25 protein-coding genes are annotated in these 19,213 nt (G+C 36.5%); 4 read left to right on the forward strand and 21 right to left on the reverse strand.

From position 1 onward, the window contains the following. Positions 1 to 111: 111 nt before the first annotated feature. The 4 genes from MKY76_RS18920 to MKY76_RS18935 all read right to left on the reverse strand — a co-directional run bounded on the left by MKY76_RS18920 (position 112) and on the right by MKY76_RS18935 (position 2,927). Positions 112 to 1,164: a sugar-binding domain-containing protein gene (locus tag MKY76_RS18920; RefSeq protein WP_054549559.1), complete on the reverse strand. Its 1,053-nt coding sequence runs from the start codon at positions 1,162 to 1,164 to the stop codon at positions 112 to 114. A gap of 175 nt (positions 1,165 to 1,339) precedes the next feature. Further along, on the reverse strand, positions 1,340 to 1,462 hold the full coding sequence (locus MKY76_RS18925; protein ID WP_004228055.1) for a hypothetical protein: 123 nt from the start codon (positions 1,460 to 1,462) through the stop codon (positions 1,340 to 1,342). Positions 1,463 to 1,723: 261 nt separating this feature from the next. Next, positions 1,724 to 1,957 carry a glutaredoxin family protein gene (locus tag MKY76_RS18930; protein WP_328012882.1) on the reverse strand — a complete coding sequence of 78 codons (234 nt, stop codon included), beginning with the start codon at positions 1,955 to 1,957 and terminating at the stop codon, positions 1,724 to 1,726. Positions 1,958 to 2,009: 52 nt separating this feature from the next. Continuing rightward, positions 2,010 to 2,927, reverse strand: a complete 918-nt coding sequence (locus MKY76_RS18935; protein ID WP_342556993.1) for a DMT family transporter — start codon at positions 2,925 to 2,927, stop codon at positions 2,010 to 2,012. A 122-nt stretch (positions 2,928 to 3,049) separates the two neighbouring features. Between MKY76_RS18935 and MKY76_RS18940 the strand changes: the two genes are divergently transcribed. Then, a complete protein-coding gene (locus MKY76_RS18940) occupies positions 3,050 to 4,420 on the forward strand; it encodes a PLP-dependent aminotransferase family protein (RefSeq protein ID WP_342557921.1) in 1,371 nt (456 codons plus the stop codon). A 54-nt stretch (positions 4,421 to 4,474) separates the two neighbouring features. Here MKY76_RS18940 and MKY76_RS18945 read toward each other — a convergent pair whose 3' ends face one another. The 3 genes from MKY76_RS18945 to MKY76_RS18955 form a co-directional block, all read right to left on the reverse strand. Continuing rightward, positions 4,475 to 6,748, reverse strand: a complete 2,274-nt coding sequence (locus MKY76_RS18945) for a S9 family peptidase (protein WP_342556994.1) — start codon at positions 6,746 to 6,748, stop codon at positions 4,475 to 4,477. 147 nt (positions 6,749 to 6,895) lie between these two features. After that, positions 6,896 to 7,645: a TPM domain-containing protein gene (locus tag MKY76_RS18950; protein WP_257961928.1), complete on the reverse strand. Its 750-nt coding sequence runs from the start codon at positions 7,643 to 7,645 to the stop codon at positions 6,896 to 6,898. Further along, positions 7,645 to 8,226, reverse strand: a complete 582-nt coding sequence (locus MKY76_RS18955) for a LemA family protein (RefSeq protein WP_048390866.1) — start codon at positions 8,224 to 8,226, stop codon at positions 7,645 to 7,647. The genes MKY76_RS18950 and MKY76_RS18955 overlap by 1 nt, the downstream gene beginning before the upstream one ends. 133 nt (positions 8,227 to 8,359) lie before the next feature. Between MKY76_RS18955 and MKY76_RS18960 the strand changes: the two genes are divergently transcribed. After that, positions 8,360 to 8,974, forward strand: a complete 615-nt coding sequence (locus MKY76_RS18960; protein WP_004228038.1) for a spore coat protein — start codon at positions 8,360 to 8,362, stop codon at positions 8,972 to 8,974. Between the two features lie 51 nt (positions 8,975 to 9,025). On the opposite strand, the gene MKY76_RS18965 is transcribed toward MKY76_RS18960, so the two are convergent. The 7 genes from MKY76_RS18965 to MKY76_RS18995 form a co-directional block, all read right to left on the reverse strand. Then, positions 9,026 to 9,748, reverse strand: a complete 723-nt coding sequence (locus MKY76_RS18965; RefSeq protein WP_048390865.1) for an amino acid ABC transporter ATP-binding protein — start codon at positions 9,746 to 9,748, stop codon at positions 9,026 to 9,028. Continuing rightward, a complete protein-coding gene (locus MKY76_RS18970) occupies positions 9,745 to 10,455 on the reverse strand; it encodes an amino acid ABC transporter permease (RefSeq protein WP_004228035.1) in 711 nt (236 codons plus the stop codon). Before MKY76_RS18970 ends, MKY76_RS18965 begins: the two co-directional genes overlap by 4 nt. Positions 10,456 to 10,541: 86 nt before the next feature. After that, positions 10,542 to 11,339: a basic amino acid ABC transporter substrate-binding protein gene (locus MKY76_RS18975; protein WP_004228033.1), complete on the reverse strand. Its 798-nt coding sequence runs from the start codon at positions 11,337 to 11,339 to the stop codon at positions 10,542 to 10,544. A gap of 725 nt (positions 11,340 to 12,064) precedes the next feature. Continuing rightward, positions 12,065 to 12,385 (reverse strand): DUF1827 family protein, encoded by a 321-nt coding sequence (locus MKY76_RS18980; protein ID WP_342556995.1) that lies wholly within the window; start codon positions 12,383 to 12,385, stop codon positions 12,065 to 12,067. Positions 12,386 to 12,387: 2 nt separating this feature from the next. Continuing rightward, positions 12,388 to 12,732 (reverse strand): aconitate hydratase, encoded by a 345-nt coding sequence (locus tag MKY76_RS18985; RefSeq protein WP_342556996.1) that lies wholly within the window; start codon positions 12,730 to 12,732, stop codon positions 12,388 to 12,390. Continuing rightward, entirely contained in the window at positions 12,725 to 13,042 is a 318-nt protein-coding gene (locus MKY76_RS18990) for a YolD-like family protein (RefSeq protein WP_342556997.1), read from the reverse strand. Before MKY76_RS18990 ends, MKY76_RS18985 begins: the two co-directional genes overlap by 8 nt. 36 nt (positions 13,043 to 13,078) lie before the next feature. Then, positions 13,079 to 13,351: a YolD-like family protein gene (locus MKY76_RS18995; protein ID WP_342556998.1), complete on the reverse strand. Its 273-nt coding sequence runs from the start codon at positions 13,349 to 13,351 to the stop codon at positions 13,079 to 13,081. A 162-nt stretch (positions 13,352 to 13,513) separates the two neighbouring features. On the opposite strand from MKY76_RS18995, the gene MKY76_RS19000 reads away from it, so the two are divergent. Together MKY76_RS19000 and MKY76_RS19005 are read left to right on the forward strand one after the other, a co-directional pair. Next, a complete protein-coding gene (locus MKY76_RS19000) occupies positions 13,514 to 13,636 on the forward strand; it encodes a hypothetical protein (protein WP_342556999.1) in 123 nt (40 codons plus the stop codon). A 200-nt stretch (positions 13,637 to 13,836) separates the two neighbouring features. Beyond that, positions 13,837 to 14,031, forward strand: a complete 195-nt coding sequence (locus MKY76_RS19005; RefSeq protein ID WP_342557000.1) for a hypothetical protein — start codon at positions 13,837 to 13,839, stop codon at positions 14,029 to 14,031. Between the two features lie 49 nt (positions 14,032 to 14,080). On the opposite strand, the gene MKY76_RS19010 is transcribed toward MKY76_RS19005, so the two are convergent. From MKY76_RS19010 to MKY76_RS19040, 7 genes are all read right to left on the reverse strand, one after another. After that, a complete protein-coding gene (locus MKY76_RS19010) occupies positions 14,081 to 14,797 on the reverse strand; it encodes an N-acetylmuramoyl-L-alanine amidase (protein ID WP_342557001.1) in 717 nt (238 codons plus the stop codon). Next, positions 14,797 to 15,063, reverse strand: a complete 267-nt coding sequence (locus MKY76_RS19015) for a holin (RefSeq protein ID WP_342557002.1) — start codon at positions 15,061 to 15,063, stop codon at positions 14,797 to 14,799. The genes MKY76_RS19010 and MKY76_RS19015 overlap by 1 nt, the downstream gene beginning before the upstream one ends. 17 nt (positions 15,064 to 15,080) lie before the next feature. Beyond that, on the reverse strand, positions 15,081 to 15,473 hold the full coding sequence (locus tag MKY76_RS19020; RefSeq protein ID WP_342557003.1) for a hypothetical protein: 393 nt from the start codon (positions 15,471 to 15,473) through the stop codon (positions 15,081 to 15,083). Positions 15,474 to 15,531: 58 nt separating this feature from the next. Beyond that, positions 15,532 to 16,302 (reverse strand): DNA methyltransferase, encoded by a 771-nt coding sequence (locus MKY76_RS19025; protein ID WP_342557004.1) that lies wholly within the window; start codon positions 16,300 to 16,302, stop codon positions 15,532 to 15,534. Positions 16,303 to 16,455: 153 nt separating this feature from the next. Continuing rightward, entirely contained in the window at positions 16,456 to 16,611 is a 156-nt protein-coding gene (locus MKY76_RS19030) for an XkdX family protein (protein WP_326140968.1), read from the reverse strand. Next, positions 16,611 to 16,826 carry an XkdW family protein gene (locus MKY76_RS19035; protein ID WP_342557005.1) on the reverse strand — a complete coding sequence of 72 codons (216 nt, stop codon included), beginning with the start codon at positions 16,824 to 16,826 and terminating at the stop codon, positions 16,611 to 16,613. The genes MKY76_RS19030 and MKY76_RS19035 overlap by 1 nt, the downstream gene beginning before the upstream one ends. Next, on the reverse strand, positions 16,826 to 19,213 hold the full coding sequence (locus MKY76_RS19040; RefSeq protein WP_342557006.1) for an Ig-like domain-containing protein: 2,388 nt from the start codon (positions 19,211 to 19,213) through the stop codon (positions 16,826 to 16,828). The genes MKY76_RS19035 and MKY76_RS19040 overlap by 1 nt, the downstream gene beginning before the upstream one ends.

The following is a 19,213-nucleotide window of genomic DNA, read 5'->3' on the forward strand; positions in this document are numbered from 1 at the left end:
TAATGTGTGATGTCTGTCTCTATGAATAGAGACATCAAAATTTACTTTATGCTCATTCAAAAAATGCTTAAGCACTTTCTGAGATCGAGTGACATGTTTACAACTTTGCCATCATTCAAGATGCTTATTTTCTATAGAAGATATTTTAGCAGCAATTGCTTTGGCCGCTGCTTCATCTGTTACAAATATGGTTTGCTTAGGTGCTACTTTGAAATAAGAAAGCATTGCATTGACCTTCTGTTTTCCTGCTGCAACTGCAATGACCTGCTCACTGTTTTGTACCTGCTCAAGCTGGATACCAATTGTGCGTATACGATGTACTATTTCTCCATCTGCATTGAAATAATAGCCGAAAGCCTCACTCACAGCGCCTTTTTCCTCAAGAATTCGCAAATCCTCAGGAGATGAGTTACGACGAATCGCCATTTCCTCTGCAGAGCCAATCCCATGAATGACGCAATCTGCTTGATCATAGAAGGCCATCATTTCTGTTACCATCGGCTCTGTTAGCATCGCTTGATAAGCTTGCTCACTTAAATGCTCTGGTAAAAATAAAGTACGGTATTGTGTTTCCATTTGCATGGCAAATGTTGCAACAAGTGTATTGGCCTGCATTTGCATTTCATGTCCAATCCCCCCGCGTGCAGCTACAAAAGTGATATCCTTTTGTCCGTCTAAAGGATGTAAAAACTGCGCAAGTGAGGCAACAGATTTTCCACCAGTGACAGCTACAACTTGCTCATCAAAAGCAGCCGACATAAATTGCAATGCTGCTTCTTTGCCTAGCATGCTTAGGATTGTATGATCCTCATTGTAATCACCAGGAACTACGACTACACGTTGGATGCCAAAGTGGCTTTCAAGCACTTTTGCAAGCTGGGTTAAACCAGACCATTCATAAACGATAGCTCTTAATTTTTCAATGACTATTTCACCATCATCTGTACATACCATACCCGACTTTTGCGCATCTAATAACCCTTGTTCACGTAAAATATCAGTTTCTTTGCGTATTTCTCTTTCTGTCATTTTCAGTGAATCAGCTAGTGTACGTCGCCCGATTGGTTGCATAAGTTGAACGGCTTGCAATATTCGATATCTTGCTTGCAGAAGCGGATACATTTCAGGAAGTAGCCTTTGCTGTGCCTCTGGAACAGTTAACATATCTATCTACTCCCCTAATTAATAGTGGTGGGTTTATTTTTAACCCACTTAATTATTTTATGTCCCACTTATGCTTTTATTATAATATGCATTGTTTTAAAGTGCAAGTAGTTGTATTGTTCTGGATAAAAAAAAGCCTCATAGCTCTAAAAACAGCTACAAGACTTTGTTGAACTTATTTAGTGAAAGATAAAATCGCGTTCTTTTTAAAACCTTCTAAAGCTTTTGTTGCTTCAGTTTTATTTGTAAATTCAAAAATACGAACGTCCTTTTTCTCAAATACTGTAATAACCCACATTGTAAAATCTCCCTTCACATCATTCATTTTTGTAATATAACAACCACTAAAATTTGTGATACATTCGCTAAACTGTTTTATAACAACTTCTTACTTGATACCTATTCTACTCCGATTTTTAGGAAAAGAAAGTCTAATGTGAAGGTCTTCACAAACTGTTCAAATTCAAACCGCTTTCATTGAACAATTTGTGAATTGTGAGAATGACAGCTAATAATAAAGTCATTTATACCGTTAATAACTCTTTATACTTTCAGTAGATTAACTGCCTAATCGCTCCATTAACGTGGCATAATCTAAATGACCATACTGAATGACGACACCCTCTTTTTCAACAACCGGAATCATTAGCATATATTTTTCATGTATACGATCATCCTGCTCTATATCAATTATTTCAATATCAAATAGAACATCTTCCTGAACAAGCTTTAATGTCTGTAGCCCTTCTACACATAAAGGACAATTCACCCTACTAAAAAATTTAATTTTCATAGATAGCACCTCCTCCTTTATTATAAACGATGTGGCAATGAAGAAATGGCTACTATTCTTTGATGATGTTTATTTGAGCTGTCTTAGCATCCTTCTTTGTAATGGTTGTATTTTTGCCAACAATGACGGAAATTACGACAATCATTGCCACAACGATCGTAAACCAAGAGATGGATTCATTTAAAAATAGCGTAGCAAAAAGAATCATTAAAAATGGCTGTAAATATTGGATCTGACTAACTCTTGCAATACCTCCTAAAGCCATTCCCCCATACCAAGCAACATATGCTAAAAACTGACTGACAACAGCTAAATATAACAGGCTAACCCACGCTGTAAGAGGAGCATGAAGCATTTCCAAGGAAAATTGGGAAATGACAGGGACAATAAAAAAGGGAGCCGCCATCAAAATAGCCCAAGCAATCACCTGCCAGCTCCCTAATTCCTTCGCTAACTGTCCTCCTTCTGCATAGCTAAGACCTAATATTACAACTGCTGCTAATAATGCTAGATCTGCCATATGTAATTGGCCTAAGCCTAAAAAGCTAGCATAAATAATAACGGCTATAGCCCCAATAACACTCGATAACCAAAACTTAAATGAGGGACGTTCACCTGCTCTGAATAAAGCAAAGCCCGCAGTCGCTAAAGGTAAAAGTGCTAATTCTACCGCTCCGTGAGAAACTGGTAACCTTGTCATTGCCCAAGATGTAAGTAAAGGAAACCCTAATACAGCCCCAAAAGATACTATTATCAAGCTTTTAACTTGTCTAGCAGTCGGTAGTCTTTCTTTTCTTACAAGTAAAACAATGGTTACGATGAACGCCGCAATGACAGCTCTCCCCAATCCTACAATTGTCGCTCCAAAATATGGTACAGCTGTACTTGTTGCGGGTAACGTTAGACTAAAGCAAATTACGCCCACAAATCCTAACAGCAAACCTATTTTTTCTTTTCTTTTATCCTGCATGTTCTCATCCTTTCATTTTCCTCTCCATCTGTCCCTGGTATAATCCATAGTAAGTGGCGGTACCTCAAAAATAAACAGAATTTTCTACCAACTGTCCTGGTACAGATAAAGGAGGAAGGATGATGATTGCAAAATATTTAGAAGTTGTAGAGGACATTAAAGAGCAGCTTGCTAATGGTGCACTCCTTGCAGGCAGTAAACTACCTTCCGTTCGACAACTGTCTGAGCAATTTTCCTGCAGTAAAAATACAGTGATAAGAGCGTATAATGAATTAGAAAAGGAGCACCTTATTTTTTCCAAACCCAAAAGTGGCTATTATGTTGTGAATAACATAGAGCAACCAACTACAAACCAACAAGTTATTGATTTTTTATCAGCTGGTCCAGACAAAAGCATTATGCCCTATATTGAATTTCAGCATTGCATCAATCAAGCTATTGACACATATAAAGAAGAATTATTTAGTTACAGTGATCAGCAAGGGCTTTACTCGCTGCGTGTACAATTGGTTAAGTATCTACAGGACTTACAGGTCTTTACTAAACCTGATCGATTATTTGTTGTTTCGGGTTCACAGCAAGCATTACATTTACTAGCGGCAATGCCTTTTCCGAATGGTAAAAATAATATATTAATAGAACAGCCTACCTATTTTGGTTTTATAGAATCTGTCCATCTGCAACAAGCTACAACTTTTGGGATTGATTTAACAATGGAGGGCATTGATTTAGATCGTCTTGACTATATTTTTCGCAATAATGACATTAAGTTTTTCTATACTGTGCCGAGATTCCATAATCCTCTTGGTCATAGCTATACAAATGACGAAAAAAGAAAGATCGTGGAATTAGCAGACAAATACGATGTTTATATTGTGGAGGATGATTTTTTAGGAGATTTAGATCCTAACACAAAAGCGGATCCGTTATTTTCTTTTAATCCCACTGGCAGGGTTATTTATATTAAAAGCTTTTCAAAGGTATTTCTTCCAGGTTTAAGAGTAGCCACAGTCGTCCTTCCCACTATAATGACAAATCATTTTCTACGTTATAAATTTAGTGCTGATTTCAATAGCTCTGTGCTCTCGCAGGGTGCCTTAGACATTTATTTAAAAAGCGGTATGTTTAATAGTCATATTAAAAAGATTAAAGAGCTTTATGTAAGAAAAATGAGCGTTTTACAGGAGGCTTGCGAATCATTACTTCCCACCTCTACTAACTATACGAAACCAGTATCAGGCTTTTATCTTTCCATTATTCTTCCTGATAATGTAAGTGCTAGGCAGGTGGTTCATTTATTAAAGGAAAAAAATATATTGATGGATGACGCTGCTAGAATGTATCTACCAGAATTTAAAAAGGATAATCTTATTCGTTTAAGTATTTCTCAGGTAGATGAACCATTAATTTATACTGGTATTGAGGAACTAGCACTGTGCATTTCATCATTTGAAAGTAAAATGCGCTATCCAAATCCCATACACCTATTGTAATAAAAAAAGGCATTGATTGTGAGCAAGCTACACATCAATGCCTTTCGTTTTAAATTATTTTAAATGACTATCGAAGAATCTTACCATGGCATTATAGAATTCAATTCTATTTTCCTCATTTGCAAAGCCATGTCCTTCATTATCTTTTAGCATGTACTCTACATCCACACCTCTAGCGCGTAAGGCTTCCACAATTTGATCGGATTCTGCTTTGTTCACACGTGGGTCATTTGCTCCTTGTGCGACAAATAATGGTGTTTTGATTTTATCTGCATGGAAAACTGGTGAAACAGCAGTTAACAATTCTTTGTCTTTCTCTGGATGACCTACGCGCTCATAAAACATGTTACGCATAGTTTCCCAGTAAGGAGGGATGGTATTTAATAATGTAAATATGTTAGATACCCCTACATAATCAACTGCAGCAGCATATAAATCAGGTGTATACGTAATACCCGCTAATGTTGCATAACCACCAAATGATGCCCCATAAATACCGATGCGATCAGGGTCGGCAATGCCTTGGTCAATTGCCCATTGGACACCATCAGTGATGTCATCTTGAATCTTCAGACCCCACTGTTTATTACCAGCCTGAAGGAATTCTTTACCATATCCAGTTGACGAACGGAAATTCACCTGTAGCACTGCATAGCCACGATTAGCTAATAATTGTACTTCTGGATTGAAGCCCCACATATCACGTGCCCAAGGCCCACCATGAGGATTGACAATAAGAGGGAGATCTTTCGCTTCTTTATTTTTCGGTAAAGTTAAATAGCCATTAATCGTTAAGCCATCTCGGCTCTTATATGAAATTGGATGCATTTCTGCCAGTTCATTCGGATTTAACCAAGGGCTTAAAGTGGCCAACTCGGTTAATTCATCTGTCGTAGAATCGTAATAATAATATTTTCCATAGACAGTATCACTTGAAACACTCACAATAAATTTTGTCATTTCTTTATTGTAATCGTTGATACCAAGCTCACTTTCATGCACATTCAGCTTGCTTTGGATTTTACGGAAAAGCTTTTCAAAGTTCTCATCAAAGAATTGGTAATGTGGTTTATCTGTTATATACGCACCATATAGCAATTTATCGTGTTCGGCACTATATAAGACACCAGAAACATCTACTTGATCATTAGACATAATTACTTCTTCATTACCTTTTAAGTCGTATTTCACAACTTCTACTTTGTCTCTACCTTTGTTAGATGTAGCGTAAATGTATTGATTGTCTTTTGAGAAAGCTAGTGGCATTACTTCATCTCCAGCTTCCATTTCAATAAATGGCTTGAATTCATCCTTTTCAGAATCTCGATAAAGAATCGTTCCTTCCACACCATCTGAGGCTACAGCAATTCGTACATTTCCATTGCGATCTGCTAGCCAGCTCGTAATATTACCCGGATTTTTTGCAACGTGAGTTGTTTCCCCAGTCTTTACATTCAACTTGTAGACATCAAAAACTGTTGCATCTTCCTTATTCATCATGATAAGAATTTCATCTTTAACACCCTGTAGACCACTTAATATCCCAACTGTGACGTTTGGATATGGCGTTAGATCTTTTTCCTCAGAGCCATTAAATGTTGTAGAATAAATATGGAAATTCTCATCTCCACCTTTATCCTTTACGTAGAGTAAATTATTATCCTTCCAGTAAAATCCTGCAACGTCCCGATCTTTTGAATTGGAAACACGAACAGGCTCACTATCATCATTCATCTTTTTCACGAAAACATTCGCTCTGTTCTCCCAAGCAGAGGAAAAAGTAATGTAATTGCCATCTGGGGAAAGTTCATAACCAAAATTACCAGGATTTTTCATAAAGTCTTCAACTGAAATTTCCTTTACACCTTCATGATTGGAACCATTTTTTATTTGTTTTGCATTGTTTAATATTTTTACTGCATCTTGTTTTGAAATTGCTTCTGTATTTAATGATAAGCCATTAAATAAGCCAATCTTATTGGCCTTCTCTAAATAGTCAGCAAGCGAAGCTTCTTTTTCTTCTTTATTTAACGCTCTAACTAAAATACGAGCCGCTTCCTCACGTTTAATTGTCAAACTTAAATCTGTGAATTCTCCAGTCTTTACCCATTTATCAATAATTTGTTGACGCATTGAATCAGAACCGTGCTGGAATGTTAAAGTTGTTACAGCTAAATTCAAAAATTCCTGCGCTGACACACGTTCTTCTTGTGCTGTTACTGTGCTATTAGTTTCATTTGCAGCACGGACTTCTTGCATTGTTGCAGGAATAACTACAGAGGTTGTTAAAATAATTGCTAACGATGCAGATAAAAATCTTTTTTTCAAAATGATTCCTCCCTATATCAGTTTACGCTATATCGTTTGTCGATATATTTAAATTATAACAATTCTAGCATTATTGTCAATAATTGAGAGGTTTTTAATTACGCCAAAATGAAAGCGAACTATATAGAATAGTTCGCTATACCTCTATTAAAATTTCCTGCTTGCTCCCCCACCAGCAGAAGATCCGCCACCAAATCCACCAAAGCCCCCTCTACTCGAGTGTCCTCCACCAAAACTTCCTGGATAACCGCCATAGCCTCCAGAGCGAGGACCTCCGCCGCCTTTCGAAAAGAATGAATAGATAATAATAACAACGATAATGATTAGGATAATTAACCAAGTGGGTATGTCATCCTCTTCTTTTGTTTGCGCTGGCAAATCACCGTTCCAATTATACTCTTGGGCAACAGCGCGGAAAACTTCAGAATAGGTTGCTTGAAAAGCTTGATCTAGATTACCAGCACTTGCTGAGGGATAAAATGCATTATCTAAAATGCGTCCTAATTTACCATCTGGTAATGCTCCTTCTAATCCCTGACCCACGGCAATTACAACATCGTTATTTCCTTCCCCTTGACCTAAGGTAGCTAAAATCAGGACACCGTTATTTTTTTCCTTGTCACCAATGCCCCATGACCGAATCAATTTTGTCGCATACATTTTCGGCTCTTGTCCATGAAGACTATTAACTGTGACTACCATGATTTCAGCACCCGTGCCTTGATCCAACTGCTCAGAATATTGATTTATCTCTTCTTTGACATTCGCAGAAATTACATTGGCAAAGTCATGTATATACGTATTTTTCATAGGTGATGGCATCGTTGCTTCTGCTAGATTCGAGAAAAAAAGAAGCACCGAACAAACGATGATCATCTGTACAATGCAGCGTTTCATTAATGTGTACCCGATTGACTAAAATCGATAGATGGTGCTTTGTCAGCTCCTGCTGTGGCTTTAAAGTATTCTTTTTGTTCAAAGCCAAACATCCCTGCCATTAAATTCCCCGGGAAACGTTTAACATGTTTATTGAATTGCTGCACCTCATTATTGTAATCCTCACGTGCTACTGCCAGACGATTTTCCGTACCTGCTAGCTCATCCATTAACTGGCGGAAGTTTGCATCTGCCTTTAAGTTTGGGTAATTTTCTACAACTACTAGTAAACGACTAAGAGCGCCAGTTAAAGCATCATTGGCAACAGCTTGCTCCTCTGGTGAGCTTGCACTTCCCATTTGTGCACGTGCCTCCGTAATATTCGCTATCACCTCTTGCTCATGATTCGCATAGCCTTTCACAGATTCCACTAGATTGGGAATCAAATCATAGCGACGTTGGAGCTGATTTTCAACTTGTGCCCATTTAGAATCAACATTTTCCTCGGCTGTCACCAGACTATTGTATTTAGGTATAAATAATAAGGCGATTACAACAAGAATGATGACAATTATTCCAATTGGTCCAAGTAACTTTTTCAATTTTAATCCTCCTTGACTTGCTTTTCCTTCTATCTTTAGTCTACATTTTTACCTTTACATTTATACCGTATGAAATTGAATTGACACGACATACTAAATACTGCAACAAAAAATTATTGAGGAGGCGTTTTTTTTGTCACAATCGTTTTACAATGAATCATCAAACCAAACAAATTTAAATCAACAACATAGCCTAAATCATGGTGGACATGAAATGATGGACATGCATGAAACAATTGGCGAAATTATTGCAGGTATGAACCAAGCGATTATTTTGCGTCCCCATGTAAAAGATCCTGAATTACTCAACATTTTGGATCGCCAATATAATTTCACTCTTGGTATGTACAATACGATCGTAGAGTCCTTTAAAACAGGACACGATCCATCTGTTCCAACAGGACGCTACCAAATGGAAACAGGAAATGATTTCAAATATGGCCTAAATCCTGGTCAACCAAAAAAACCGATGCAAAACGCTAATGAAATTAATGATGAAGCTATTTCTGGATTTTTACTTGGAGCTCAAAAGGGAGCAGCAAAATGTATGACAACTGCTGCGTTGGAGACAACAAACCCTGTAGTTCGTCGCGTTGTTGCGGATAGTATTCCTAACTGTATTGAGATGGGATACGAATTATCCATTTATCAAAATAAACACGGCTATTATCAGGTGCCTCAGTATTCCCAACAGGATATGCAAACGATGCTGAATGCATTCGACACAACATCTAATCCCCTTCATTAAATAAGAACAGCACAAAAAAAGCGAACGAGCATGTCGTTCGCTTTTTCAGCTTTATAATACTTTTCCTAAAAACGCTTTCGTACGGTCGCTTTGTGGATTGCCGAATAGTTCCTCTGGAGACCCTTCTTCTACAATATAGCCCCCATCCATGAAGACTACTCGATCACCTACTTCACGAGCAAAGCCCATTTCATGTGTCACAACTACCATTGTCATCCCTTCAGCTGCTAGATTTTTCATAACATCTAGCACCTCTTTTACCATTTCAGGGTCAAGTGCTGAAGTTGGCTCGTCAAATAAAATAGCTTTTGGCTTCATTGCTAAGGCACGAGCAATCGCCACACGCTGTTGCTGACCACCTGATAGCTGCTCAGGATAATTATAGGCCTTGCTGTCGAGCCCGACCTTTTTTAATAGCTCATGTCCTAAAGCTTCTGCGTCTGTACGATTCATTTTACGAATTTGCATAGGTGCCATCGTGACATTATCAATAACCGTCATATGCGGGAATAAGTTAAATTGTTGGAACACCATACCCACTTCAGCGCGAATTTCATTGATATTCGTTTTAGGATCATTAATTTTTACATTTTCAATATAAATAGCACCATCCGTTACTTCTTCTAACATATTGATGCAACGGAGAAATGTACTTTTTCCTGAACCAGACGGCCCAATAACACAGACAACTTGTTTTTCTTGAATTTCATAATCGATTCCTTTTAATACTTCAAGCTTGCCAAAGTATTTGTGTAGGTTTTCAATTTTTATCATCTAGCTTCCCGCCCTTCTACCTTAGCTTTACGAGGGACATAGCTATTGCTAAATCGTTTCTCGATAAATGCTACAATCTTCGTTACACCATATGTCAACACTAAATATAATAATGCTGCAACGATATACGGTTCCCAGAAGCGGAAGCTTGCACCAGCTACGACCTTACTAGCGTATAAAATATCTGGTGCTGCAATTACAGTTACGAGTGAAGAATCTTTTAATAATGCAATAAATTCATTGCCCAATGGCGGAATCATACGTCTAAATGCTTGAGGTAAAATGACCTTACGCATCGCTTGGTTATGCGTTAATCCAAGAGAGCGAGCAGCCTCCATTTGCCCTTTTGCAATACTTTGAATCCCTGCACGGAAAATTTCCGCATTATAAGCAGCACAGTTTAAAATAAGCGCTGTAATCCCTGATACCATATAACCTAAAGAATGACCAAAAATTGTTGGAATAACTGCTAAGTGAATTAACAAGATTTGTACAAGCATCGGTGTTCCACGGAATAAATCGATATATAGTTTAGATGGCCAATAAATCCATTTTTTACTCGATAATTTTCCAAGGCCTAAAAATAGTCCTAATAGAATACCGCCAAAATAACCACTAAGTGTCAAAATAAGTGTTACGCCAATACCTCGTATAAACATATCTCGGTAGTTCCAGACAATGTCCCAGCGTAAATCAAAGATGTCCATCCGAAAACCCCATTCCCCTTTAAATTACGATTAATAAATGAGCCGTTAGCACAGTTACTATGTTAATAGCATCATTTCATTCATTTTTATTGAAAATCAATGCCTGTAATTTCTTTTAATTTACCGTTTTCTTTAATCTTTTTAAGACCTTCGTTTAATTTATCTAGCAATTCTTTATTCCCTTTTTGAACCATGAAGCCATAGTATTCTTTTTCGAATGCATCATCTTCAATTACTTTTAGTTTTTGATCTGGGTGAGCTTTGATATATTCATAAACTACTGCATTATCTCCGATAGCTGCATCAACATTACCATTTAGCATCTCTTGGATAGCGATTGGCTGACTTTCAAACGCCATAATATTTGTACTTGCTTCCCCTTGTAGCTTTTTCGCTGCCATATGACCAGTTGCATTGATTTGTACAGATACTTTTTTATCTTTTAATTCATCAAGAGATTTAATCTTTGAATCTTCTTTCACAACAATTAATAACTGAGACTCATAATACGGTTCTGTAAAATCAAATGATTCTTTACGCTCTTCCGTAATTGTGATTCCAGAAGCACCGATATCTGTTTCACCGTTCTTAATTGTTTGGAACACTGGCTCCCATCCAATATTATTCCACTCAACCTCAAAGTCCATCTCATCTGCAATAGCTTGTAGAATATCGACATCAATCCCTACAATTTTCCCTGAATCGTCAACAGATTCAAATGGTGCAAAAGTTGCCTCAGTACCTACTTTGTAAACCTTTTTGCCATCTCCACCATCTTCTGAAGATGAGCTACCTGAAGATGCATCATCTTTTGTACCACAACCTGCAAGTGCTAATGTTAAAGCTGCAATAATCATCAGTAACATCCAACCTGTTTTTTTCATTGTATTTCCCCCTAGTTCGATAATTTTCCGAATTACGTATTATTTTTCGCAATTCGGAAATGTTAGACTATTAGGTCAATTATATTAACATTATAGTATTTAGACAACAACTTTTCGCATAAAATTAAATATTTTTTCATATAAATTTATAATAAATTCATATAATTTGAAAAAACATGTATAAATAACAAGAAAATTAACCTAAAACTAATATATATACAATTAGAACCATGCCAAATTTCGATAAATTTAGGCAAAAAAAAAGAATCCCCTCAGATAGGATTCTTTTTTTCGACTATTACTAGTCTCACGTACAGTATGTTCACTAAAAAATAATTTGGAGTTGTTGCTTTTTTGAAGGTTTGAAAGGAATAAATAGGGGAATAATGCCAACTAGGACAGTATTCCCTTTATTCTTCCTCTCGATCTCCAGTAAGCAGGCTGCTAAACTACTTATTAGGAGATGAGCTATAACAGTATATCAATTAATCAGTAAAATGGCGCCCTCGGAGGGCATAGTAAAAGTGCATAATATCAACGTTTCATAGGGTTATTGTGTAGCATTTGTGTTGCGACAATAAATCCTTGTTATTTTGCACATAAATTACTTCTCTTACTCTACTAGGAATCACACTCTTAATCAATAGAAAAAAATCATTTTTAAATTAAAAGATAATTTAATATATATATAAAAAGTCACTCTGTTAAATGAGTGACTTTTTATTTTAAATTACACATTCTTCTTTAGTACTTATATGAACAATTCCATTTCCTCTTGTATATAAAGACACATCTTTTTCAGTAACTTTTAATATATGTTCTATTATATATGAAATTTCCCAGTCTCTTATTTGTCCTTTACCTTTAGAAATACTAGCATGATTAGTTACTTCGTTTTTGCTATGAATTACTAAAGTGTTTTTCCGTTCATAGATAGTTATAATTGTATCCTTGGTTTCAGCTCTACTTACAATTGTAACAATATCCGACCTTGCTTTTGTGGTATCACGAAAAGTTCTATCAAAAAACTTAGATTTAATAGCCATGCTCAATCTCTCCTTAAATATCTAAATATCAGTTCTTCTGTATGGGTTTTTAAGGCTTGGTTGGCATACTGATGCACTTCATCCTCGCCAGGCGTTCTTATTGTTACCTCGCTAAAATGCTCACTTATTTTCACCCACCTTACTACTTCAATCTTTTGATTAGCTAGAAAACGCTTTTTGTTGTAATAATCGTTTCTTATATCCTTTAAAAGTGCATCTACAATATTGATGTATACTTTGCCCATTTTTAAATTTGTTAAGCTGTCATAATCACGCTGCAATGATTTGATTGCCATATCTAGTTTTATAAATTCGTAAAGTACTTGGCGATCTTCTCTTTTAATCATCGGCGTTTAATAAAGAAGCTTTTTGAATCTGATTAAATGTAATGCGCTTCACAGATAAATCAGTGTCTAACAGCAACTCTTTTTTATAAACGTCAGTACCAGTGACTGTGCCTACCTCATCATGCAATTTATTTTGGTCCCATAATGTCAATCTCACAAGCTTTTGCATCTTATAAGCACGCTGGATGGTTTGCTCTATTTCTTCAAGTTCCCACTCCGTTAATTCTCGCTTTTTATCGTAAAATTGTTCCTCTTTCCACTTCTTAATCTCTACAAGATGCTCTGGTAGCATCATAGCTGTCCACTTCATGTTTCCACGGTCTCTTAACATCCCAATCACTCTCCACTAATATTCAGTATCTGAAATACTTAAAATATCTAAGAAATGTACCTTATGAATATTCATGTACTTATCTTTAATATGGATTAGTTTTGTATTTGCATCCATTTTTGTTATGGTACCTTCTAATGACTCATCGCGTTTGTAGATGGTAAAGACTTTGGTTTGTTTTTCTTCCATTGCTTCAGTTAATGCATTTGCGATTTCTTCTAAGTCAAATTCATCGCGGTCTGGATGTTTTGGTTCCTTTTTCTTAGTTGGTGTTTTTATTTTAGCCATTTTAACATCTCCTTATAGAACGTTTGTTTGTATATATAATAGAACAAACGTTTGTGTTTTGACAATGAAATAAAATTGATTTTAAGGAAAATAAATGAAGAAAAGTGTTGACCATATATATACCATGGTATATAATAAAAGTATAGAGAGGAGGTGATAATCATGAGTCGAATGGAACGTAGACGCTTTGAACAAGAGCGTAAAAAAGAAAAAGCAATGATAACGATAGCTGTCACTAACGTTATCACTGCAATTCTAAATTTCCTAAAAGCCTTCCTCGGGTAAAAGGAAATTGGGATGAGGGGAAACCCTCTCCCACCTTTATTATACAAAATTTGAAAGGATGATGCACATGAAATACAAAGTACTGGTAGTTATATCATTTGTCGCTTTGATTTTATCAGTGATAACATTCTTTTTATGAGATAAAAAAATTCCATTCGACTCATAAACCTATCTATAAATTACTTTTGGAGGGAAACATAATGACAGAGAAAAAAACATCAGAGGCTCAAAAACGTGCTACACAAGCTTATCGAGAGAAGAATCGTGAAAAGACACGAAAACAATCTGCAAAAAGCTCTGCGAAAACATATATCAATAATTACTGTGATTTAGAAGATTTAAATGAATTAAAAGAGTTGATAGCAGCTCGTGAACAGGAATTAAAAAATGAATAAACAAAAAGCCCAGGTACTCATGTTTGAATGAGCGCCTGGGCTTTTACTATTAAGTATTACGTTGAGAAATGATAATTTTTAAACCTTCAAAATCTCCACTTGTCATAGTACCAGCATCGAATTTATCAAGCCAAGATTTATCAATCTTGCCTTTATCTACGGCCTGTTTAATGAAATCACGTACAGCATTTTCAGTTGTTGGGTTTGTAAACCTCATTGTTTCATCATCCTTTTCGGTTAGTTTTTGTATTTCCATTGGCTTCATTGCTTCTTTAATTCGATTTAAAAAACTGCCCCAACGATCTTCCGCTAAAATTCGATGAGGACAGTATTTACCGTTCCAGTCCTGATGTTTCTTCACTCTCTCAATAGCCCATCCATATCGCTTTAAAAGCTTTGCAATGTATTGAACAGCATTTTCTTCTGCAACTCCATAACGAACACCACCACTTTTGCTGTAACAGATTTCGATACCAATAGAAATACGGTTACCCTTCTTGTTTGCATTAGGATCCGTGCTACCTCCGCCATCTCCACAATGCCAAGCATTACGGTTAAAAGGAATTGCTTGAATAACCTCTTTATCATCTACAGCAACATGGTAAGATACCTGATTGTTATTATTTATCATATAAGCAATTTCGTTAGTAGCTGGTGCATCATTTGCTGTGTTGTGTACTGTGATATATTGAGGCACCATTATGTATGGCGCCTTGATAGAGTATTTGCTTGAAGGTAATAAGGTTTGTTTAAAAGTGTAAGCCATTACTGCTCACCTTCTTTTTTTGCCGCCTTGAGCAAATCAAAGGTGCCTGATGCTGTCAGCCCTGCGATAAAGCCAGCGATCAACATGACATACACTGGATATTCAGATAACGGCCATAAAACTAAACCAATAAAAATACCAATCACTACAGACGCGATTGGCATGTATTGTGTATTAAGATTAAATGTCTTTTTAAGCACCTCTGCAACTGCTAAGACAATTGCAACCATCATCATTGCAATCATAAAAATGTTTGTTAAATCCATATAAATCCCTCCAAAGTTTAATTTTTAAGTAAAGATTCAATCAATAAGTAGATTAGTCCACCTGCAGTAAGTAATTTAATAAACAGCTCAATTGCTGCATTAAATTTTTGCTTCTTAAATTCAATAGCATCTTTTCTTTCTGATGCATTTAATTCATATTCACGAATTTCTTTTGCTTCTTCTGCCTTTTCACGACCTTCGATTAAAGACCACTGTCGATCCGTCAGCTCCTTGAAAAGATTGCGTGTTTCCTGATTCTCTTTAAGAATTGTATTTTCTAGTTTCGTGAAGCTTTGTTCCATGTTTTCAAGTCGTTTGTCTTTCTTGATGTCTTGTTTTTCTAAATGCTGTAACCTTTTCTCATGGTCCGCTAGGCGGTACTCTACAGTTGGTGCTTGTTCCAATGTCATCACCAATCCTTTACTTCTTTAAATTAAAAACCACTTCTAATATAAAGAAGTGGCCAACTCATATTTTCATAATTTCTACTTGCTGTAATCCTAAAATTTCCCGATTTTCGTTAATGCGATCTTTCCCCTTTTCACAGTATTCAGCTTCTAATTCAAAGCCAATCCAGTTTCGTCTTGTATTGTCGCATGCTACGGCAGTAGTAAATCCACCCATACAGTTGTCTAAAACTGTAGCTCCTTCATTGGTATAGGTACGCACTAGGTATTCAAAAAGTGCTATCGGCTTTTGTGTTGGATGCCATGTACCACTATCACGTGGAATATCAACAACCGATTTAGGAAAGTTTTTCTTTTTGACAACATGAGGTTTTGTCAATGTAGCATTTTGATCACCTAAGACCTTCATATTTGGCGAATTTTTTACAAGCACAGGCTTAATGTGTTGCACACCTTGGGGATTGTAGGTTGGTAGTTTTTTATAAAATACGCATACATTTTCATGATTTTTCATTGGCATGCGATTTGCATTTGGGAATCCTGTTACATGATTTCCCTTTTTCCAGACCCACTCGTATCTAAATAATTTTAGTTTGGACATAATTAATTTACTTGTAAATGGTTGGCTTGCTGTTAAAACAATCGCTCCGTTGTCTTTGATTATGCGCTCATACTGCTGCCATAAAAGGTCAAATGGAATAATCGAATCCCACTTGCATACTGTGGTGCCATAAGGTAAATCGCACAGGATCATATCAATCGATTGGTCTGGTATATACTTCATACCTTCCAGACAGTCCATATTGTAAATCGTGTTATTGCAAATTTTCATAGCTTTTTTCCTCCCGATGTGTAATAATTGGTATCGGATAGGAACGTTTGTTCTTATTTTGTGATTGAGAGGCTCATTTATTTGAGCCTCTTTTTTACGTTTATAAAATGGTCAAATTAACAAAAGCTTGGGAGTTTGGATATAAAAATAACGCTAAGCTTCTGCCTGCGTCTCGAATTCTTGTTTAGTTATAGCTTTGTATTGTTCTGGTGTAATCTCACCAAACGGATTTGTATCAGTTTTCACTGCAATTCTTAATTGTTCAGCAGTCACCCACTTGAACATAAAAGCGATTTGCCAAAACTCCATCATTCGCCACCACCCTTCATTGTAATTACATCTAATTTTAGTTGGGTTAACTGTGAACCTAAGTTATTAATCAAGAGATCTTTTTGGATATTCTTCATTTTCTCTTGTGCTAGTTGTTCGCCTAATGACATGACTTGTTCTTCGGTAGTTGGTATTGAACCTACTTTTTCAAGTGGACCCCATGAGCCATCAGGTAACCTTCTACGTCTTTGCATTATTCAACCACCCCCATGATTAAATAGATTTTATTGTCAATATTTATGTTAGGTCTAGTTGTAGTTAATTTAAGAATGATATTGTCCTTAGGTTCAATTGTTTCATGGTAATATTCATCCTCAACAATCCCATCAGTAACAGGTACTATCTTGTCTGGTTCTGCTTCAAGTAATACATATTGCTCCTGCTCGCCAACCAATGTCATTGATAATTCAACTTTTAAATCCAATTCCTCGTCACGTTGAACCCATATTAAAACGCCTCTTGCAGAACCTTTAGGTGGCTCGATTTTATAACGAGCTACAGATTGTAAAATAGGCGTTTTCACTTCATTTTTATTCAGTTTGATTGTCTTGCTAGTTTTAGCACCGTAGTTGTCAATTACCTCTACAATGATTGAGTTTTCACCAACTTTTAGTTGTTCTAATACAATTTCAAACTCCCATGCTCCACCTGTACCAGTGTAAATTTCAATCGGATTCGCTGCATTGATTCTATAGTTTACTTTAACACTCGAATTAGCGTCTTGATCCGATGCTGTACCACTAATTTTAAATTTATCAGTATTAATAATTCCACTTGGCACAATGGCATCTACCGATAAAAGTGGAGCTCGGTTAGGTACGACATAAAATGTTCTCTCAATAGTAGCAGACTGGCTATTTTCATTATCTACTGCCCAAACCTTCAAGGCATGTGGTACACCTTCTGCTAATGCATCTGTTAATACTACCTCGCCATCAAACAGTTTTCCACCTTTAAAGGTTAGTCGTTTCGATAAAGTAATTTGAGTTTTACTTAGATTTGTTGCTAAGACTTTCCTTTGCTCACTATTGATTTGGTAATACACTGTTACAGATTGGTCTGAATCCGCATCATAAGCTGTTCCAGCAATGGTTAACGTATCATTCTCATAAAGTGTTGAATTATCGCTAGGTCCCGTTAATGAAACTGTTGGTGCTACATTATGTTCGATTTCAAACGGTTCTGAATACACGTAATCCGAATACACATTGCTAGTATTTTTTGCTCTCACCCTTAATTCAAGTGTTTTAAATGTCTTATCTGTAGTAATTGTCAAACTTCGAGTTAGTGTGTTGTTGTATGGTAATGGTGTCCATGTACCTGTAGTGTTGTATCTGTAATCTACTTCGTAAAGAGATAGATTAGTAGCATTTGAAGCTCCAAAAGTAATAGTGGCAGCCTCGTTCGGCTTAAACTTTTTCGATGGTGCAGGTAATGTAAATGGCGTTGGTGGAGTAATAGATTGATTAACACGTGATCCTCTAATATACCAAAAACCATCAGTATGTTTACCGTTAGTCGGATACGTCCCATCTATTGCATTAATACCTGATTGGATTAAAGAACCTGCAACTTGAACTGTGCCAAGTGTTCCTATATCCTCCTCAACTTTATTAGATGCAACAAAACGGTATCTACTTATTGACAGTGCTGATGTTGCATTACCATAGATTACTCTCCCAACAGGTAAACTACCCCAATTGTGATATTCATACACTCCTGTTGAATACAATGTACTGCCTCTAATCTCATAGGATGGCCATCCATTAACTGCAGATGATTCACCTCTGTATGTCCAGTTTACCACTTGCTGATTAGCGACGTTATATTTTGAATAATAATACGTTGGTTTTGTAACAGTGTACAAACTACTCTCACGATATGCACTTTCTAATCCTGCCAAATCTACAGCTTTAACACGCATTTTAAGATTTGTAGCTGTTGGTATAGTGTACGCTAGACTGTTTGCTGTAGTTTCCCCAACTTTTGAAAATGCCCCACCATTTATAGATGCTTCCCAAATGTATTTGGATAAATTACCTTCTGCATCAGATGCAACACCAACAGCAAAAACTTTTGAATCACCTATTTCGAGATTTCCTGAAGGTTGAGTAAATGCACCTGGCATCGTTGGTGCTGTGTTAACTACCGCCCCTTTGACGTACCAATAACCGTCCGTATGACGTCCATTGGCTGGATATGTGCCGTCCTCTGCCGAGATGTTGGATTGCACTAGCGAGCCTTTTGAATAATCTATAATGGTAGATGTGTTTTTCGTGGCGTCTTTATAGATAGTATTAACAGGGACGGTAACTGTTGGATCATAAGTATATTCTTTCGCCGAATGCCTATACAAAAAATTACCAGATAAAGAATAAACAATGCTACCGATATTAACAGGGCCACCATCATAACCCCATGCTGGGCCTAAAATATACTTATTATTAACTCTATCAAAACTGTAACTCTTGGCATATGACGAAAACGGCCCAATGGTTGCACTAGAATTTGTCCATGGAGCATCGTCGTTATATAGTTTGTTTTCAATAGCCGCAAACTTATCATAATAATACTTAACCAT

This window comes from Lysinibacillus sp. FSL P4-0201 (assembly GCF_038593425.1).
In the GTDB taxonomy this organism is placed as follows: Bacteria; Bacillota; Bacilli; order Bacillales_A; family Planococcaceae; genus Lysinibacillus; species Lysinibacillus capsici.